Here is a 17601-nt window from a genome sequence, read left to right on the forward strand (position 1 = left end):
GCCTTCCTTGCCTTCCTTCTTCACCAGGTTCTTCAACCCGACGAACTCCGGGCCCATCTGGACCTTGGCCTTGATCCACTCGGGCTTGCGTTCAACCGGGACAGCCGAGTTACGCTGCTCAACGCGCAGCAACTTACGGCCTTCAGGTGCCAGGGTCACTGGAGTGCTCCTTCTGGGGTGGAAACGAGTGCTTCTTCATGCTTGCGGAACTCTTCCACGAAGCGGTCAACGATGTCAGCCGGGTTGATGGTCCGGCCAGTCTCCAGCGACATGGTGGTGACGCTGGCGTCGGTGATTCCGCACGCGATGATCTGCGCATATGGCGCGAGGTCGTTGCTGCAGTTGATGGCAACACCATGCATGGTGACACCCTCAAGGACGCGGATGCCTATCGCGGCAATCTTGCGGTCCGGTCCTTTGTCATCGGCGAGGATCCATACGCCTGCCCGGCCCTTCACCGTGACTGCCGGGATTCCATAGTCCGTCATGACGGCGATCATGATGGCTTCGAGGCGCTCCACATAGTCCCGGATTCCCGCACGGTTCTTGAGCTTGAGGATCGGATAGGCAATGAGTTGTCCCGGGCCGTGCCACGTTAACTTGCCACCACGATCCACGGGAACAACGGGGGTGCCGTCAAAGGGGCGTTCGTGGTCTTCGGTGAGCTTGCCTGCCGTGTAGACGGCGGAGTGCTCAAGGAGCAGGACGGTGCTGTTTTTCTCGCCGGCAACAACTTTGTTGTGGATCTCGCGCTGTAGGTCCCAGCCCTGCACGTAGTCAACGAAATCCGGGGCAAGACCCAGTTGTGAAAACTCAAGAGTCATGGGTTCAAGCTTAGACCCAGCAGGTCACTCACCATGATTTTGTGGTGAACCTCTCAGTCGCATCCGTCAGCGTGGCTTTCGTACCCCGCAAGCTGGTGCTGCCTGTGGATAACTTCTGCGGGAAATCCGATCATCCGGTAGACCTTGGATATGGAAACTACTGACGATCCTGCCCCCTCGGTCCCGCACATTCCGGGATACACGCCATTACGCCTACTGGGTAGCGGTGGCTCGTCGACAGTCTGGCTTGCCAGCAGGGACAAGGACGGTGCCCGCTTCGCCATCAAGTGCATCATGGGAGGGCCCGGCAAGGATTCCCGTGGGTCGGCCGGACCAGAGTCCCAACATGGCTTGCGTGAGGGGCGGATCCTGTCCGGGCTCGAGCACGAGCACCTTATCCGACTCCACGATGTGATGGACCTGCCGGGAGTGGGGACGGGCAGTGTCGGGCTCGTCATGGACTTTGCCGCAGGAGGTTCCCTTGCGAATCTGGTGGGTGGCCGACGCAAGCTTGGAATCGGTGAAGCGGTGACGATTCTGACCCCTGTTGCCCAGGTCTTGGCTTACCTGCATGCCAAGGGAACGGCCCATGGGGATATTTCCCCAGGCAACGTCCTGTTTACGGCACAGGGGAAGCCCCTGGTGACAGACCTTGGCGTGGCGGGTGTTGTGGGTGAGGAGAATCAAAGCCTCGACGTCGGCACGGACGGCTTCGTTGATCCTTCTATTGCCGCGCGGGGTGCGCGGGGTGATGGAGCCGGAGGAGCTTTGCAGCCGGAACGGGATGTCTATTCGCTGGCCGCGCTTGGCTGGTATTGCTTGACAGGCATGGCGCCGGAAATCGCCAAGCACCGCCCACCGCTGCCTCTCTTGGTTCCCGATGTCCCCAAAGGGCTCGCCGCTGCCCTTGAGGCGGGACTGGATCCCGATCCGCGGGCGCGTCCCACGGCCCGGGAGTTGGGAACAGCGATTTATCGCAGTGCCGCCGCGCAGCCCGTGGACCTTGCTGGGTCCGTCCATTCTTCCGTGATTCCGGAGTTGCTGACGCGCCGGCAGGCTGGGGGACGACCCCAGCGCAGGAGTCGACTGAGCAGGAGTCGACTGAGCAGGAGTCCACTGGCCGGGGCTGTGTTGCGGCTTCCGCCCTTGCGGACAGCAAGGACCCCGCGTCCCGAACGCCGAACCCGAACAAGACAACCTCAACGGAGAACTAAACCGCAGGGTGGGCCACGTTCCAGCATCCGGGTGGGGTTCCTGGTGGCTGCGGGAGTGTCGGTTGGGGCGGTTGGGTTTGCTATCTGGCTGGGAATCCAGGAACCCGCGTCTGGTTTGACGTCCGTAGTAGATCCAAGGACGACGACCGTAGTCACGCAAGCTGCCCAAGCCACTGAAGCTGCCCAAGCCACTGAAGCGGCCCAAGCCACTCAAGCCGCCCAGCCCATTCCGGACGCACTCTTAGACGCGCTGCACTCTGAGGATCCGGCAATCGCCATGCCCGCGTTATCGGCGGTGCGCGACATGGCGCTGGGACTGGATCGTCTTGAATTGCTGGCAACCGTCAACGCGGCAGGCTCAGCTGCCCATGCGGCAGATGAGACGTTGAAGCAGCAATTAAGAGCTGACGGTATCCGCTTTGCCGGGCTCACCACCACCTTGGACAGCGTTTCGGTGTTGGGCCCACCTGAGGTTGATCGCGCAGTCGTTGCCCTGACCGCAACGACCTCCGGTTACGAGGAGCGCGACGCATCGGATCGCTTGGTGAAGTCCCAGCCCGCCGGGGAGCGCCAGCAGCTGCGCCTCGTCCTTGTCAGATTGGCAGGGCAGTGGAGCATCTCGGAGATTCTCGGTCCCGGCTAGCTCCAGCGCAATGGGACGTTCCTTGGCGTGAGTGGGGTATGGGGTGCGGATTGCTTCAGCTGGAATGCTTTTTCGTCAGCCACTCCATGGCTTCATCGAGCCCCGGGTGTTGCCACTGAAAACCGGCGGCGGCAAGCTTGGCTGGTTCCATCCTTTGGTTCGCCAGGACGAGCTCGTCAGCAAGCTGGCCAAGGACAAGCCGGAGGGCGGGACGTGGGACGCGTAAGAAGGCAGGACGATGGAAGGCTTTCGCCAGCCGCCTCACAATGGCGTTAACGTCCGCGCTTTCCGGGGCGCACACATTGACCGCACCTTCCAGATCGGACTTGAGGAGGAACGCGAGTGCAGCGGCTTCGTCGGCAAGGGTGATCCACGGCCAGTATTGTCGCCCGTTTCCGAAGGGTCCGCCAAGCCCAAGCCTGAGCAGTGGAAGCATTGGGCCCAATGCGCCACCGGAAGTGCTGAGCACCACTCCGGTCCTTGGTGTCACTACCCTCACGCTGGCTGGAGCGGTTCTGGCAGTCTGCTCCCATTCAACGCAGAGCGGTCCCAGCACTCCCGCGCCTGGACCGGAGTCCTCGCGGAGCACGCCGTCCCGGGAGGCGCCGTAGTAGCCGGACGCTGACTGGCTGACGAAAGACAATGCCGGCTGGCCCAAGCGACGCATGGCCGCAGTGAGTGTCCGGGTTGGCTGAAGGCGTGAGTCACGAATGACACTGATTCTGTGCTTGGTCCAAGGCCGGTCGCCGATGCCGGCGCCGGACAAGTTGACCACCGCATCTGCGCCTTCCAGGATTGCCTCGTCCAGGACTCCAGCAACTGGATCCCATGTCCTTTCGTCGTCCGTCTTTGCAGGCCGACGAACCAGCCGGATGACCTCGTCACCAGCACTTTTTAACTGCTCGGACAATGCCGTCCCAATCATTCCTGAGGCTCCGGACATCACGATTCGCATGACCCATCTCACCACGACCCCAGCATGAGGCAGAAACAGGTGCGAAGCGCGGGGCGGGTCCCTCTTGACACCGCGCCTCTTGACTATGATCGAACAATGACCTCCTCCAGCTACCTCCGTTTCCCGCATGTCCATGGCGAATTGGTCACGTTCGTGGCCGAAGATGACATCTGGATCGCCCCCGTCTCCGGTGGCCGGGCCTGGCGTGTTTCCTCTCAGCAAATGCCGGCCAGGAACCCACGCTTCACTCCCGATGGCAAGCGGCTGGTGTGGACTGCTGTTGTTGGTACCTCACCGGAAGTTGTCACCGCGGACGTCGACGGCGGCGGGTACAAGCAGCTGAGCTACTTTGGACACACCACAACCCGGGTCAAGGGTTTCACGCCCGCTGGAAACGTCCTGGTGACCAGCGCGTTCCAGCAGTCCGAGAGCCGCCACACCTATGCCTATAGCCTCCACCTGGACGGAGGTGCCGCCGTCGAACTTCCTTTCGGACCGGTGGAGGCTGTTGCGTATGGACCCGAAATCGGTGACGAGAAGCCAGTGGTCTTGGCGAGCGTCCTTTCCCGCGAACCGGCTTGGTGGAAGCGTTACCGTGGCGGCACTGCCGGCAAGTTGTGGATCGACGCAGACGGCAATGGTGAGTTCGAGCGCTTGATCCCCGAAATTGAGGGCAACCTGACTGACCCGCTGTGGATCCAGGGGCGCATCGCCTTCGTCTCAGACCACGAAGGCTACGGAAACCTCTACTCCGTCCTTCCTGACGGATCAGGATTGCGTCGCCACACGGACCATGAAGATTTCTATGTTCGGCACGCCAGTTCGGATGGCCAGCGGATTGTTTTCGAATCTGCCGGTGAACTCTGGATCCTGCCCTCGTTGGACGCCGACGCTGAAGCCGTGAAGCTGGAGATCACGCTGGGTTCTGCATCACCGGCGCGGCGCCCCGCCCCGCTGAAAGCGTCTGCGCATCTGGGCGACGTTTTTCCGAATACTGCAGGAACGGCCAGCGCGGTCGAGTCACATGGCACCATCCATTGGCTCCGCCATAAGGACGGGCCCTCGCGAGTAGTCGAAGCGACGCCGGCTGTCCGGGCCCGCCTCCCGCGTCCGCTGACGGATGGTCGTATCGCTTATGTGGCTGACCACGGGGGAGTGGAGGCTTTGTACGTCAAGCGCATCGCCGCACGCTTGTCCGGAGTTGTTGAGATGCCGAAGGCGGCGGAACCTGTTGTTGCTTCCAGTGAAGCCGATGGACTCCCCAAGCCGGTCTCGGCATCCAACGTCCTGGGACAAGGTTCCACCGCAAACCAGCCAGCCAACCAGTCCATGGATACGGTCCAAGCGGCCGCACCCTCCGACGAAGCCGCCCAAGCCGAACCGTCACCAGACACAGTGGGGGGAACGGCGATACCTGTCGCATCCACAGGAGATGATCAAGCGGACGATCTCCGGCTGGACTTCCCCGCACCTACAAGGACGAGCGCACTGGAGGCCAGCCCCGATGGCCGTTGGCTCGCCATTGGCACGTCTTTTGGCGACGTTTTCGTAGCCGACACCACGTCCGGGACATTGACTCGTTTGGTCAGTATTGGCGAAGGCAGCGTCGATCAGTTGTCGTGGTCGGCTGATTCGCAGTGGCTTGCCTGGTCTGAGCCCGTGACGTCCTTCGGTTCCCGCAGCAAACTTCGGCTGGCACGGCCTTCGGCACCCGACGCCGACATTATCGATGCCACCGACGGCCGCTTCTGCGATGAATCACCCAGATTCACCCCGGATGGGAAATTCCTGGCCTTCCTGTCCAACCGGAGCTTCGACCCCGTCTATGACGGCCATTCTTTCGACCTTTCCTTCCCGAGCCCCATCAAGCCGTACCTGCTGGCCCTGGCCGCTGATACGCCGTCTCCTTTCGGTCCGTCCGTGGACACCCTTGAGGATGCTCCGCCCACAACAGCAAAGCCCGACGACGGCGATGCGCCAGTTATACGCGTAGACGCGGAAGGCCTTGCTCACCGCGTCATTACGGTTCCCGTGCCACAGGGAAACTACTCCGGACTCGCTGCCGGGGACGGGGCGCTGCTGTGGCTTGACACTGAGCTATCCGGTGTTACCGGCGAAGGGAAGGGCACTCTGCAGGATAAGAAGACAGCCCCCTCCCTGGTGCGCTTTGACCTTGCCAAGCGCAAGGAAACCACCCTCGTCGCTGCTGTGGACAGCTACCGGTTGTCTGGTGATCGCAAGACGGTTGTCTATGTCCTTGATAAGCAGATCGTGTCAGTTCCGTCAGACAGCAAGGTGGACGAAGAATCCGGGGAATTGGTCAAAGTGGACCTGAACAGGATCCGCGTGATCCTGGACCCGGTGGCTGCCTGGGGCCAGGCCTTCGATGAAGCATGGCGCTTGCAGAGGGACTTCTTCTGGGCTCCGGACATGGCTGGCCAGGACTGGGACTCCGTCTACAAACGCTACCGTCCGATCGTGGAACGGCTGGGGTCTCATGATGACCTTGTGGACCTTTTGTGGGAGATCCATGGCGAACTGGGGACCTCTCATGCCTATGTGCGGCCGGCCGCTGTGACTGAACCTGGTCGTAATGGTCAAGGCAGGCTTGGCGCGGAGTTGCAGCTCGGCAGCAAAGGCTGGGAGATAACCAGGATCCTGGCTGGAGAGTCTTCCGATCCCCTCGCAACTTCGCCCTTGACGCGTCCCGGCGCAGATGCCAAGGTGGGCGACGTCCTCCTGGCGATTGACGGCGTCGAGCTTTCCGCGGCGCTGACGCCCGCCATGCAATTGGTGGGTGCAGCGGGGAGAACCGTTGAATTGACACTCTTGAATGGCGAAGGACATGGTGGAGCTGCGGGTGCCCAGCGGCGGGTTGCCGTAGTCCCCATCCGTGACGAGGAGCGGTTACGCTATCAGGACTGGGTCCGCGCCAACCGGCGCACGGTCCGTGAGGCATCCGGTGATAAATTCGGCTACCTGCACATCCCGGACATGATGGCCAATGGTTGGGCCCAGTTGCATCGTGACCTCGATACAGAAACCGCCCTGGACGGGTTGATCGTAGACGTGCGGCGTAACCGTGGCGGCCACACCTCACAGCTCGTGGCCGAGCTCATTGGCCGGAAGGTCACTGGGTGGAGTATGCCGCGTGGCGAGAAGCCACGGACTTATCCCCACCATGCTCCCCGGGGTCCAGTGATTATCCTGGCAGACGAATTTGCTGGATCAGATGGCGACATCATCACCCAAGTGTCCAAACTGAGGGGCATCGGCCCTGTCATTGGGGTACGGACATGGGGCGGCGTGGTGGGCATTGACAACCGCTTTGCCCTGGCTGACGGTACCGGCGTGACCCAGCCCCGCTATGCCACATGGTTTGGCGGTGGGATCGGCTGGGATGTTGAAAACCGTGGTGTGGAGCCGGACATCGAGGTGCTCTTCCCGCCCCACGCCTATGCAGCAGGCAGCGATCCGCAACTCGAGTATGGCATTGGTGCCCTCAAGGAGATGATCCAGGAGCTACCTACTGACCGCCCGCCGTTGCGTGAAGGCTACCGCCAGGTGCGGCCAGCGCCGTTGCCCGCCCGCCCGCAAGAGGGCTAGCAGCAGGTGAGCGCAGAAGAGCCCCGCCCCTCCCCTCAGGGGAGTGGCGGGGCTCTTTTGCGCCTTGAAGGGTATTACTGCGCGAGGGTGGCATCCAAGGTGATTTCGATGCTGGCCAGTGCACCGGAAACGGGGCAGCCCGTCTTTGCGTCTTCGGAAATACGGCGGAAGTCCGCTTCGGACAGGCCCGGAACCTTCGCGGTCATGGTCAGGTGGCTGCCCGTGATGCCTGTGCCGGGAACGAAGGTAACGTCGGCCTTGGTCTGAACTTCTTCAGCTGTGAATCCCTCGCCGGCAAGTGCGTGGCTGAACGCCATGGAGAAGCATGCAGAGTGGGCTGCAGCGATCAATTCCTCCGGGCTGGTCTTGCCACCGGACTGCTCGGTGCGTGCCTTCCAGGTGACATCGAACGTGCCCAGGCCTGAGCTATCCAGCGTCGTGTTGCCGGCACCCTCAATCAGGTTGCCGTTCCAAACCGTGTGTGCGGTGCGTGTTGCTGCCATGTCCACTCCTTGGGGTCGTTTGTGTGTCGGCAACCAGCCATCGCCGGATGCCACCGGGGTCAATCCTATGGATTTGCCGGCTGCTCTGCACTGTCATTCCGCTGTCAGTGGATTGTGACCCCGGACCTGCGTTGACAGAGCAGCCGACCCGCCTGGCGAAGGCGGATCGGCTGCTGCGACGTGCGCTTAGTTCCAGAGCGTGGCAATGGCGATGTTCACCAGGGCCAATCCACCAACGCCGTGAGCCAAACCGGTGGAAACAGGTTCGCCCTTCTTGACCTTGCGCGAGCCGATCACCGCTAGAACAGCAACGGCCACGCCGATGGCGAATTTGATGCCGAGCTTGAAGTAGTTGGGATGGGCATCCGGCATGAGGGGCAGGAGGCCCATCATGGCGATGCCTGTAAGCAACTGCAGGAATGCGCCGTCCCGCTGGCGGGGGTGGACGGTGGGCGTCTTGATGGTGGCGATCCAGTAGCCCACAATCATGGCTGCGCCGACGATGTGCAAGAACAGCAGGATGTTGAAGAGAATACTCATGGCCCCAGCTTATCCAGTTGGTTCTACGTCCTGTAGCAAAGCCACGCTTAGTAGACGAACAGCGCCGCGGACAAATGGTGTGGGACAACGAAACGGGGCAGGCTACCGGGTTTCCCCGGAGCCTGCCCCGCCTGGTTGAGTAGAGCGACCTCCGTGAGGAGGGTCTGCTAACGCTTGGGCTTAGAGACCAAGATCTGCTTCGAAAGCACCTTCCTCAAGGCGGGCCTTGAGGGTCTGGAGGAAGCGGCCAGCGTCCGCGCCGTCCACCAGGCGGTGGTCGTACGTCAGAGACAGGTACATCATGGAGCGGATGGCAATCGAGTCGTCGCCGTTTTCGTCGGCCACCACCACTGCGCGCTTGACAATTGCGCCGGTGCCCAGGATGCCTACCTGCGGCTGGTTGATGATCGGGGTGTCGAACAGGGCGCCAACTGAACCGATGTTGGTGATGCTGAATGTGCCACCGGACAGCTCATCCGGGCCGATCTTGCCATCGCGGGTGCGTCCTGCGACGTCGGCGATCTTACCGGCGAGGCCTGCAAGGTTGAGGTTGCCGGCGTCGGAGATGACCGGCACCAGCAGGCCCTTATCGGTATCTACCGCAATGGCGAGGTGTTCGGCGTTGTGGTAGGTGATTTCCTGCTTGGACTCGTCGTAGGCAGCGTTCAGCTTGGGGTGCTGCTTCAGTGCCTCCGCCACAGCTTTGGCGATGAACGGCAGGAACGTCAGCTTCACACCGTTCTGGGCCTGGAACGAGTTCTTGGCCTTGAGGCGGAGCTTGGCGATCTTGGTCATGTCGACCTCGTGCACCTGGGTGAGCTGGGTGGAGATTTCCAGCGACTCGCGCATACGGCGGGCGATGACCTGGCGGATACGCGGAGCCTTCTCCGTGGTGCCTCGCAGGGAGGAAGCAACAACGGGTGCCGCAGCCTTGGCGGCAGGAGCGGCAGCAGGAGCCGCGGCCGGCGCTGCTGCGGCGGCTTGCTTGGCTTCGGCAGCGGCAAGGACATCCTGCTTGCGGATGCGGCCACCGACGCCGGTGCCGGACACGGATGCGATGTCCACGCCCTGCTGGTTTGCCAGCTTGCGTACCAGGGGAGTGACGTAACCAGACTCGGAGGACGAGCCGGCTTCTGCCGGCGCGGCAGCCGGAGCCGGCGCAGCAGCAGGTGCCGGTGCGGGGGCGGCAGCAGGTGCCGGTGCGGCTGCGGGTGCGGGAGCGGCTGCGGGTGCGGGTGCAGCAGCGGGAGCCGGAGCGGCCGGAGCTTCAGCGGCAGGAGCGGCGGGCGCCGGAGCCGGAGCGGGGGCTGCCGCGCCGGAGCCGATAACAGCCAGAACCGATCCAACTTCGGCGGTTTCGTCTTCGTTGACGCGAATTTCCTGCAAGGTGCCTGCAACCGGGGAAGGAATCTCGGTATCGACCTTGTCAGTGGAAACCTCAAGAAGCGGCTCATCCACCTCCACGGTGTCGCCAATAGCCTTGAGCCAGCGGGTGACGGTGCCTTCGGTAACGCTCTCGCCCAAGGCGGGCAGGGTTACTTCGTGGCCTTCGCCACCGGAGGCGGCGGGAGCTTCAGCCTGGGTTTCCTCAGCAGCCGGGGCGGCGGGAGCCTCTTCGGCGGGAGCAGCCTGCTCGGCAGCAGCGGGTGCTTCCTGAGCGGCGGGTGCTTCCTCAGCAGCCGGTGCGGCGGAGCCGGAGCCGTCGCCAATGCGTACCAGGGGGGCGCCAACCTCTGCTGTCTCGTCTTCAGCAACGAGGATTTCTTCGATGACGCCTGCGATCGGAGAAGGGATTTCGGTGTCTACTTTGTCGGTGGAAACCTCGAGCAGCGGCTCGTCGATCTCTACCCGGTCACCAACCTGCTTGAGCCAGCGTGTGACGGTTCCTTCGGTGACACTCTCACCGAGGGCGGGCAAGTTAACGGATTCAGACATGTCGTCCCCGTTCTCCTTATTGATCTTTTGTGCGGATGAATTCTGCTGGTCCGGACAAGGTGCATGCGGCAGATTCCGCGGCATGCACCCTGTCCGTTTGTCTTGGGTAAAGACTTAGCCGTGGAGCGGCTTGCCCGCGAGGGCGAGGTGGGCTTCGCCCAGGGTTTCGTTCTGGGTGGGGTGGGCGTGGACCAGCTGGGCCACGTCTTCCGGGTAGGCTTCCCAGTTCACGATGAGCTGCGCTTCACCGATCTGCTCACCCATGCGGGCGCCGATCATGTGGATGCCCACAACGGGGCCGTCCTTCTGGCGGACAACCTTGACGATGCCACCGGTACCGAGGATGGAACTCTTGCCGTTGCCAGCCAGGTTGTACTCCTGCGTCTGGACTTGGTCGTCGCCGAACTTTTCCTTGGCGCCCTTTTCCGTGTAGCCGACTGTAGCGATCTCAGGCTCGCAGAACGTGACCTTGGGGATATTGACGTCTTCGACAATGGCGGGGTTCAGGCCGGCGATTTCCTCGGCGACGAAAATACCCTGCTGGTAGCCGCGGTGCGCGAGCTGGACGCCGGGGACGATGTCGCCCACTGCGTAGATGTTGCCGACGCCTGTGTGGAGGCGCTCATTGGTGATGACGAAGCCGCGGTCAAGGGTGATGCCGGCTTCTTCGTAGCCCAGGTTGGCAGTCACAGGGCCGCGGCCGACAGCAACGAGCAGGAGCTCCGCTTCGAACGTCTGGCCGTCCACCAAGGTGACCTTGACGCCGTCGTTGTTCTGCTCCACGCCCTGGAAGAAGACGCCGGTGCTGAACTTGATGCCGCGCTTCTTGAAGGCACGCTCAAGGTTCTTCACGATCGATGCGTCCTCGTTGGGAACCAGGGAGGGCAGGCCTTCGATGATGGTGACGTCCACGCCGAAGGACTTCCACACGGAAGCGAACTCGACGCCGATCACGCCGCCGCCCAGGACGATGACGCTCTTGGGGATGTAGTCCATGGTGAGGGCTTCATCCGAGGTGATCACCCTGCCGCCGATTTCCAGGCCTGGAAGGGAGCGCGAGTATGAACCGGTTGCAAGGACAATGTTCTTGCCCGTGTAGGCCGTGCCGTTGACGACGATGGTGTTGTTGCCCTGGAGCTTGCCTTCACCCTCGATGACGGTGATGCCCTTGGACTTGATGAGACCCTGGAGGCCCTTGAACTTCCCAGCGACGATACCGTCCTTGTAAGCGTTCACAGCCGACATGTCGATGCCATCGAACGTGACGTTCACGCCGTACTTGGCGGAGTCCCGTGCGTGGTCGGCGAGTTCAGCCGAGTGCAGGAGTGCCTTGGTGGGGATACAGCCGTTGTGCAGGCAGGTTCCACCGAGCTTTGCCTTCTCTACAAGGCCAACGGTGAACCCAAGTTGTACGGCTCGCAGGGCTGTGGCGTAGCCGCCGCTGCCGCCACCGAGTACCAGGATGTCGAATTCTTGCGCAGTTGCCTGATCGGCCACTAAAACGCTCCCTCGCGTGAATGATGACACGGGACAACGCGTCATCTGGTCTTGGAACTTGTTCTGCCGTGATTATGCCAGCACCTAAGTTCTCTTGCATTTGTGACTATCGAGTTCACCTTAGCGAACCACCTACCCATGCTCCACCCTCCACGGGCGTTTGTGGAGCGCTTGTGTCCAGACTCACGTTCTCTTGTGACACAGCGCTACACACCGCATAATTCCGGGGTTGTGCGGGCGGTACGGACCCATCCGCCCTACCCGCACTGCCCGGTTTAACGCAGTGGAGTGGGTTGCTTACGCGGAGGGCGCCAACAGATCCTCGGCGTAGGCCACCAAGGTACGGACCGTGCATCCCGTTCCTTGCTTGGGGGTGTAACCGTAGGGGCTGCCGTTGTTGAAGGATGGCCCGGCAATATCGACGTGTGCCCAGGGAATCTGCTGACCGTCCCCGTTCTTGCCCACGAATTCACGCAGGAAGACGGCTGCTGTCATCATTCCGCCGTTACGCTCGCCGATGTTGGCAAGGTCCGCAACCTGGGAGTCAAGGCTGGGGCGCAGTTCCTCGGGCAGCGGCATCGGCCAGACAAGCTCGCCTGCCCTGTCAGCGGCGGACTTCAATGCGGCCGTGACCGAATCGGAACCCATCACTCCTGCCGTGCGCAATCCGAGCGCAATCAGCTGGGCGCCAGTGAGTGTCGCGACGTCGATGATTGCGTCCGGCTTTTCCAGGCTCGCGGCCACCAAGCCGTCGGCCATGACCAGGCGACCCTCGGCGTCGGTGTTCAGGACTTCGACTGTCTTTCCGCCATAGACAGTAAGGACGTCCGCCGGACGCTGGGCAGCGCCGGAAGGCATGTTCTCAGCAATGCAAAGCCAAGCGGTCGCCTTGATGGCCAGGCCGAGCGAGGCGATGGCAAGGACTGTATTAAGAACGACGGCGGCGCCCGCCATATCGCTCTTCATGTCACCCATGCCGAGGGCGGGCTTAATAGAGATACCGCCGGTGTCGAAGGTAATGCCCTTGCCAACGAGCGCGATCTTCCGGGTGGCCTTTGCCGGAGCGTATTCGACCTTGACCAGGCGTGGCTGCCGGGTTGAACCCTTGCCAACGCCGAGGATGCCGCCAAAGCCTTCCTTTTCCAAGCGCTTTTCGTCCCAGACCGTCACCTTCACGGGAAGACCCTTTGCCAGTTCCTTGGCAGATTCGGCGAATGACTCGGGGTACAAGTGGCTGGGCGGCTGGTTCACGAGCGTACGCGTTGCGTTGACGGCCCTGCCCAGCACTGTTGCCCGGTCAAGGGCAGGTTGGGCAGCTTTGGCATCAACGCCGGTGAAGATCAGAACCTTGGCCACCGGGTCCTTGAGCCCGTCCTGGCTGGAACGGTGTTCGGTGTAGGAATAGGCGCCCATGGCGGCACCTTCGGCGATTGCGGCGACGTCGGTGTCGGACGCCGTCGGGAACGCCAACGTCACGGAGGGGACGCCGGCAAGTTGCCTGACCGCGGATCCGGCCGCCCGGCGCAGTGCCTCTTCAGGGATGGTGCCGTCCTCGGACAACTTGCCCACGCCTGCCAGGACCAGGATCCCTGAGCCCGTTTCCGGCAAACCCGGAAGGCGGTGCGCCTGGTCGGGAGCGCCCGAGACGCCAAGGAGCTTCAGCGATCCCTCAAGGGATTCGGCGGCCTTGGCACTCAACGGGTTCTCCAGCAGCACTGGTCCGTCCGAGCCCTGGGCAACTCCGATCACAAGTGCGTCGCTGGGTGACTTTTTCAGGTCCTTGGCGATGACGCCGAGGATGATGTCAGTAGTCTTGACCACGAGGATGTTTCCTCACTTCTCTCTGCATTGCTTGGCGGGGCCGCATGTTTGGCGGGCCAGCCCCCGGTACGCGCCCGACGTCCTGTTGCGACGGCGGCCTTGGTCTTCAGGTCCAGCGTCGCAAAAGGACGTCGGCCCGTTTCGATCGTAGTCTCTCGCAGGCTGCTGACAGCAATTAAATGAGAGCTGCGGCACACCAAGGGCAGGAATGCCTACTGGAGGTGCAGCGTTGTACAAAGAGACACAGAGTCCCCACACCACATTCATGGAGTCAGCGACGCCATGACCAGTGGCGCATGGGGGCACCGAAGTTTGCCACTGCGAAAGGAACATGCCGTGTTTGAACGGATATCCGGCTCCCTCCTGGACCCCGAGGCGCTCTATGCGAGCAACATCGAGATTTTCCACAGCCCCGAACTGCGGGGGCTGAATATGGTCATGGGTTTCACGGGCTTTGCCGATGCCGGTCATGTGGTCAGGCAGATCAACGCGGAACTCCTGGACCAACTCGACGCTGAGGTCGTGGCCATGTTCGACGCCGACCAACTCATCGACTACCGTTCGCGGCGTCCCCACATCAGCTTCGTTGAAGACCATTTGCAGGACTATCAGGCACCCAGACTGGCGCTCTACAAGCTCACAGACGGCCTGGGCCAGCCGTTCCTGCTGCTCGCCGGCTTCGAACCTGACTTGCAGTGGGAGCGATTCGCCCGTGCCGTCGTAGGAATAGTGGAGAAACTCGACGTCAACCTGGTGACTTGGATCCACTCCATCCCCATGCCCGTCCGGCATACGCGGCCGGTGGGAGTTACCGTTCACGGCAACCGGCCCGAACTTATCGAAGGTATCTCGAGTTGGAAGCCAACGGTCGAAGTTCCCGCCGCCATTGGCCACATCCTTGAACTCCGGCTCACCGAGGCCGAACGCCATGTGGCCGGCTACGTCATTCACGTGCCCCACTATCTGGCTGAGGCCGAATATCCTCCAGCAGCGGTGGCAGGGTTGGAGTACCTCGGAGCGGCAACGTCCCTGATGCTTCCTACTGACCGGCTCCGGGAGGCCGGCCGGGAAGTAGGCCGCCAGATTGCGGAACAGATTGAAGCCTCGGAGGAAGTGCAAGCCGTCGTCGCCAATCTGGAGGCACGGTATGACGAGAAATCCGAGGGCATCGTCCGGCGTTCGTTGCTCGCCGATGAGAACGACGAACTGCCCAACGCCGAGGACATTGGAGCGGCTGTGGAGGCGTACCTGGCGCGGAAAGACTCGCCTCAATAAATCAGCTTTGAACTGTGGCGGGCATAATTGAGGAGTGACTGCTCCCCGCGCCTGGCTCATCTGGACGATTGGCGTCTTTGCTTACCTGGTGGCCGTAGCACAGCGAACCTCATTTGGTGTCGCGGGTTTGGAAGCAACAGAACGCTTCCATGCCAGTGCTTCGGCGATCTCCTTTTTTACTGTATTGCAGTTGCTTGTCTACGCCGGCTTACAAATTCCGGTGGGCGTCCTGGTGGACAGATTCGGATCGCGGGTCATGATTGCCGGTGGTGCCATCCTGATGGGGCTGGGGCAGTTGCAGCTCGCCTTCGCGGATAGCATCCCTGGAGGGGTTATGGGGCGCGTCCTGGTGGGAGCCGGTGACGCCATGACATTCATCTCCGTCATCCGGCTCGTTCCCTTGTGGTTCAGCCCGGTCAGGGTGCCCGTGGTTACGCAGCTGACCGGGATGTGCGGGCAGTTGGGCCAGCTCTTCAGCGTGGTGCCTTTTGCCTTGCTTCTTCACTCTGCCGGATGGACGCCCGCGTTCATGTCACTCGCGGCGATGTCTGTGCTGGCTGTCGTCCTGGTCCTCGTGCTGTTGCGGGACCAGCCTCCCGGGCATCCGCCCCGGGAAACCGGGCAGGGCCTTCGCGCTACCGGAGTTTCCCTGTCACGCGCTTGGAAGCAGCCAGGCACCCGGCTAGGTTTGTGGAGCCATTTCACCGTCCAGTTCAGCGGCAACCTCTTTGCGATGACATGGGGTTATCCGTTCCTCCTCTCTGCGCAGGGACTTGATGCCGGGACGGTCTCAGCTTTGATGGCCTTGTTCGTGGCAACCGCCATCGTCTCGGGGCCTGGATTTGGGCGGTTCGTCTCCAAACACCCAATGCGCCGCTCGGCCATGGTCCTGCTCATCACTGCGTCCACTGCGCTGGCTTGGGCGGCGGTGCTCATCCTTCCTGACCGGGCACCACTCTGGCTCCTCGTGCTGCTGGTGGTGGTGTTGGCAGTTGGCGGGCCGGGCTCCATGATTGGCTTCGACTTCGCGCGGACATTCAATCCTTCCCAGCGTATTGGTACCGCCACAGGGATCGTCAACGTGGGCGGATTCATCGCTGCCTTGGTAGCGATCTACCTCATTGGCCTGGTCCTGGACGTCCTGAACGCGAGCGGATTCTCAGGCGGGGACCTGTACGGCCTTGATCCGTTCCGTGTAGCCCTCAGCGTCCAGTTCGTCCTGCTGGGCATCGGGACGGTCCTTATTATGCTGACCCGGCGGAAGGTGCGGTTGCAGATGGCCGAGCAGGGCGTCCACGTACCTCCTCTGGCTGCTACCTTGGTCCGGCAGCACCGCGAGAGGATCGAGCGCCGGCGAGCGGCACGTGCACAAAGGTAGCCACCTTTATCCACATACGCGCGATGGTCCCTGTTTTCAACCATTGGCGTTGCCCAAGCTTGAAGCATGACCACCAAAGAGACGCTGAGCATTCATCAACCAGAAGACATCCTGGGTTACATACCGCATTTGTTGGGTTACTGGCCCGAGGACAGCCTTGTGGCCATCACGATGCAGGGGAGATTGCTCGGAGCCGCTCTCCGCGTTGACCTGCCTGCCCGGGCTTCGGGCCGCGCGCTTGCTGATTTTGCGCAGCATGTGCGTCACTACTTGACGGCGGACACCCTTGCCGACGGCGTGGTCCTTGCCCTCTACACCGACGACGGTTGGGACGATGGCATGGTTGTCACCAGAACACTTCCACTGCTGGCTGAACTTCAAGAAACACTTGACCACGCTGATTTGCCTGTCCGGGACGCCTGGTTGGTTGGTCCTGAGTATTGGCGTGGCGCCTTCTGCGCAGACCAGGAGTGCTGCCCGGTGCCGGGCCTGCCGATAGAACGAATCCGGAACAGCAGGCTCAGCGCAGAAATGGTCTATCGAGGCAGCACCATCGGAGCTTCGCCAAGGAGCAAGGAACTTCCGCCCGTTCCGGGACGTCCTGGTGCCCTCGATCCCGCAGTGGCCGAGGCCGAATCAGATTTTGCAAAGCGGATGCGAACATCATGGCGCAGTGGGAGGTGCTTTGATGGCGTACTTGAGGTGTGGCGCCAAGTGCTGGACGACGCCCGGATCCGTCCCGGCAGTGAAACCGTGGATTTGCTAACCCCGCGAGTCGCGGGTTTTCTCAGGTCGACCCTTGGTGTCCCCGGATGGCGGGACGCTGTCATGATCATGGCGGCTGCTGGAACCGGTTCCGCGAAGGCAGGGGCAGCAGCGTTCGGATTGCGCAGTGGCGACGACGACTCCGAGCCACTTCCGTTCGACGCCGGCGAGCTGGCATTGCCGCCGGCTGATAACGACAAAGGGGTTGGGAAGGCCTTCGAAGCAAACGGGATGCTCAGCATCTTTGCCTATGCTGACGTCCTTCTGGGTGTTGAACCGGCCATTCCTGACTGGGGGCAGCTTGATGCCCTGCAGCGTGTCCTGTCGTACTTGTGCGTCCAAGGAGAAGTGGGGGAAGTTGCTGCTGCTGCCTTGACCTTGCAAGGCTGGATTGCCTGGTGCAAGGGGAGTGGGTCCTCTGCACACGCCTGCCTTATGCGCGCCAAAGCAGCCAGCCCTGGCTATAGGCTCGCCGAATTGCTGGACGAGATACTCGGGCAAGGAAGCATCTGCGCCTGGGCCAGCCGTCCAGAGTCCGCATGGGGAACCTACAAAGGATCCCTCCTGTAGCCATCAGTAGCCATTACGCTTCATCAAGCGTGGGATTCATAAAACCGTGAGACAATGGATGCCGAGACCCGGTTG

12 protein-coding genes and 1 pseudogene are annotated in these 17601 nt (G+C 62.1%); 5 read left to right on the plus strand and 8 right to left on the minus strand.

Features of this window, described 5'->3' with window-relative positions:
* Together AB4Y87_RS22490 and lipB are read right to left on the minus strand one after the other, a co-directional pair.
* Window positions 1–159: pseudogene (locus tag AB4Y87_RS22490) on the minus strand (lipoyl synthase); the annotation flags it as partial.
* Window positions 156–824 (minus strand): lipoyl(octanoyl) transferase LipB, encoded by a 669-nt coding sequence (gene lipB / locus AB4Y87_RS22495; RefSeq protein WP_442006475.1) that lies wholly within the window; start codon window positions 822–824, stop codon window positions 156–158. The gene lipB and the pseudogene AB4Y87_RS22490, both read right to left, overlap by 4 nt.
* A 150-nt stretch (window positions 825–974) precedes the next feature.
* On the opposite strand from lipB, the gene AB4Y87_RS22500 reads away from it, so the two are divergent.
* The gene (locus AB4Y87_RS22500; RefSeq protein WP_442006476.1) at window positions 975–2681 is read left to right on the plus strand and encodes a serine/threonine protein kinase; all 1707 of its coding nucleotides are present in this window, start codon (window positions 975–977) and stop codon (window positions 2679–2681) included.
* A 55-nt stretch (window positions 2682–2736) separates the two neighbouring features.
* Here the strand turns inward: AB4Y87_RS22500 and AB4Y87_RS22505 are convergent, their stop codons facing one another.
* Complete coding sequence (locus AB4Y87_RS22505; RefSeq protein ID WP_442006535.1) at window positions 2737–3636, minus strand: TIGR01777 family oxidoreductase; 900 nt, start codon at window positions 3634–3636, stop codon at window positions 2737–2739.
* A gap of 96 nt (window positions 3637–3732) precedes the next feature.
* Here AB4Y87_RS22505 and AB4Y87_RS22510 point away from each other — a divergent pair, with 96 nt between their 5' ends.
* Complete coding sequence (locus AB4Y87_RS22510) at window positions 3733–7242, plus strand: S41 family peptidase (protein WP_442006477.1); 3510 nt, start codon at window positions 3733–3735, stop codon at window positions 7240–7242.
* Between the two features lie 74 nt (window positions 7243–7316).
* Here the strand turns inward: AB4Y87_RS22510 and AB4Y87_RS22515 are convergent, their stop codons facing one another.
* From AB4Y87_RS22515 to AB4Y87_RS22535, 5 genes are all read right to left on the minus strand, one after another.
* Window positions 7317–7745: an OsmC family protein gene (locus AB4Y87_RS22515; RefSeq protein WP_442006478.1), complete on the minus strand. Its 429-nt coding sequence runs from the start codon at window positions 7743–7745 to the stop codon at window positions 7317–7319.
* A gap of 186 nt (window positions 7746–7931) precedes the next feature.
* On the minus strand, window positions 7932–8285 hold the full coding sequence (locus tag AB4Y87_RS22520; RefSeq protein ID WP_442006479.1) for a hypothetical protein: 354 nt from the start codon (window positions 8283–8285) through the stop codon (window positions 7932–7934).
* A 180-nt stretch (window positions 8286–8465) separates the two neighbouring features.
* Window positions 8466–10220: a 2-oxoglutarate dehydrogenase, E2 component, dihydrolipoamide succinyltransferase gene (gene sucB / locus AB4Y87_RS22525; RefSeq protein ID WP_442006480.1), complete on the minus strand. Its 1755-nt coding sequence runs from the start codon at window positions 10218–10220 to the stop codon at window positions 8466–8468.
* A gap of 114 nt (window positions 10221–10334) precedes the next feature.
* The gene (gene lpdA / locus AB4Y87_RS22530; RefSeq protein ID WP_442006481.1) at window positions 10335–11717 is read right to left on the minus strand and encodes a dihydrolipoyl dehydrogenase; all 1383 of its coding nucleotides are present in this window, start codon (window positions 11715–11717) and stop codon (window positions 10335–10337) included.
* Between the two features lie 297 nt (window positions 11718–12014).
* Window positions 12015–13538 (minus strand): leucyl aminopeptidase, encoded by a 1524-nt coding sequence (locus AB4Y87_RS22535; protein ID WP_442006482.1) that lies wholly within the window; start codon window positions 13536–13538, stop codon window positions 12015–12017.
* 336 nt (window positions 13539–13874) lie between these two features.
* Between AB4Y87_RS22535 and AB4Y87_RS22540 the strand changes: the two genes are divergently transcribed.
* From AB4Y87_RS22540 to AB4Y87_RS22550, 3 genes are all read left to right on the plus strand, one after another.
* The gene (locus AB4Y87_RS22540) at window positions 13875–14813 is read left to right on the plus strand and encodes a proteasome assembly chaperone family protein (RefSeq protein WP_442006483.1); all 939 of its coding nucleotides are present in this window, start codon (window positions 13875–13877) and stop codon (window positions 14811–14813) included.
* A gap of 34 nt (window positions 14814–14847) precedes the next feature.
* Window positions 14848–16191, plus strand: coding sequence for an MFS transporter (locus tag AB4Y87_RS22545; RefSeq protein WP_442006484.1), 1344 nt, complete (start codon window positions 14848–14850; stop codon window positions 16189–16191).
* Window positions 16192–16257: 66 nt separating this feature from the next.
* The gene (locus tag AB4Y87_RS22550; protein ID WP_442006485.1) at window positions 16258–17526 is read left to right on the plus strand and encodes a DUF4192 domain-containing protein; all 1269 of its coding nucleotides are present in this window, start codon (window positions 16258–16260) and stop codon (window positions 17524–17526) included.
* Window positions 17527–17601: the final 75 nt, after the last annotated feature.

This window comes from Paenarthrobacter sp. RAF54_2, from assembly GCF_052113945.1.
Taxonomy (GTDB): Bacteria; Actinomycetota; Actinomycetes; order Actinomycetales; family Micrococcaceae; genus Arthrobacter.

What these genes read in the sequence shown, in the direction of transcription:
- AB4Y87_RS22505 (WP_442006535.1), bottom strand. Translation starts at nt 3,636, where the DNA reads ATGCGAATCGTGATGTCCGGAGCCTCAGGAATGATTGGGACGGCATTG.
- AB4Y87_RS22515 (WP_442006478.1), bottom strand. Translation starts at nt 7,745, where the DNA reads ATGGCAGCAACACGCACCGCACACACGGTTTGGAACGGCAACCTGATT.
- sucB (WP_442006480.1), bottom strand. Translation starts at nt 10,220, where the DNA reads ATGTCTGAATCCGTTAACTTGCCCGCCCTCGGTGAGAGTGTCACCGAA.
- AB4Y87_RS22550 (WP_442006485.1), top strand. Translation starts at nt 16,258, where the DNA reads ATGACCACCAAAGAGACGCTGAGCATTCATCAACCAGAAGACATCCTG.
- AB4Y87_RS22500 (WP_442006476.1), top strand. Translation starts at nt 975, where the DNA reads ATGGAAACTACTGACGATCCTGCCCCCTCGGTCCCGCACATTCCGGGA.
- AB4Y87_RS22510 (WP_442006477.1), top strand. Translation starts at nt 3,733, where the DNA reads ATGACCTCCTCCAGCTACCTCCGTTTCCCGCATGTCCATGGCGAATTG.
- lipB (WP_442006475.1), bottom strand. Translation starts at nt 824, where the DNA reads ATGACTCTTGAGTTTTCACAACTGGGTCTTGCCCCGGATTTCGTTGAC.
- AB4Y87_RS22520 (WP_442006479.1), bottom strand. Translation starts at nt 8,285, where the DNA reads ATGAGTATTCTCTTCAACATCCTGCTGTTCTTGCACATCGTCGGCGCA.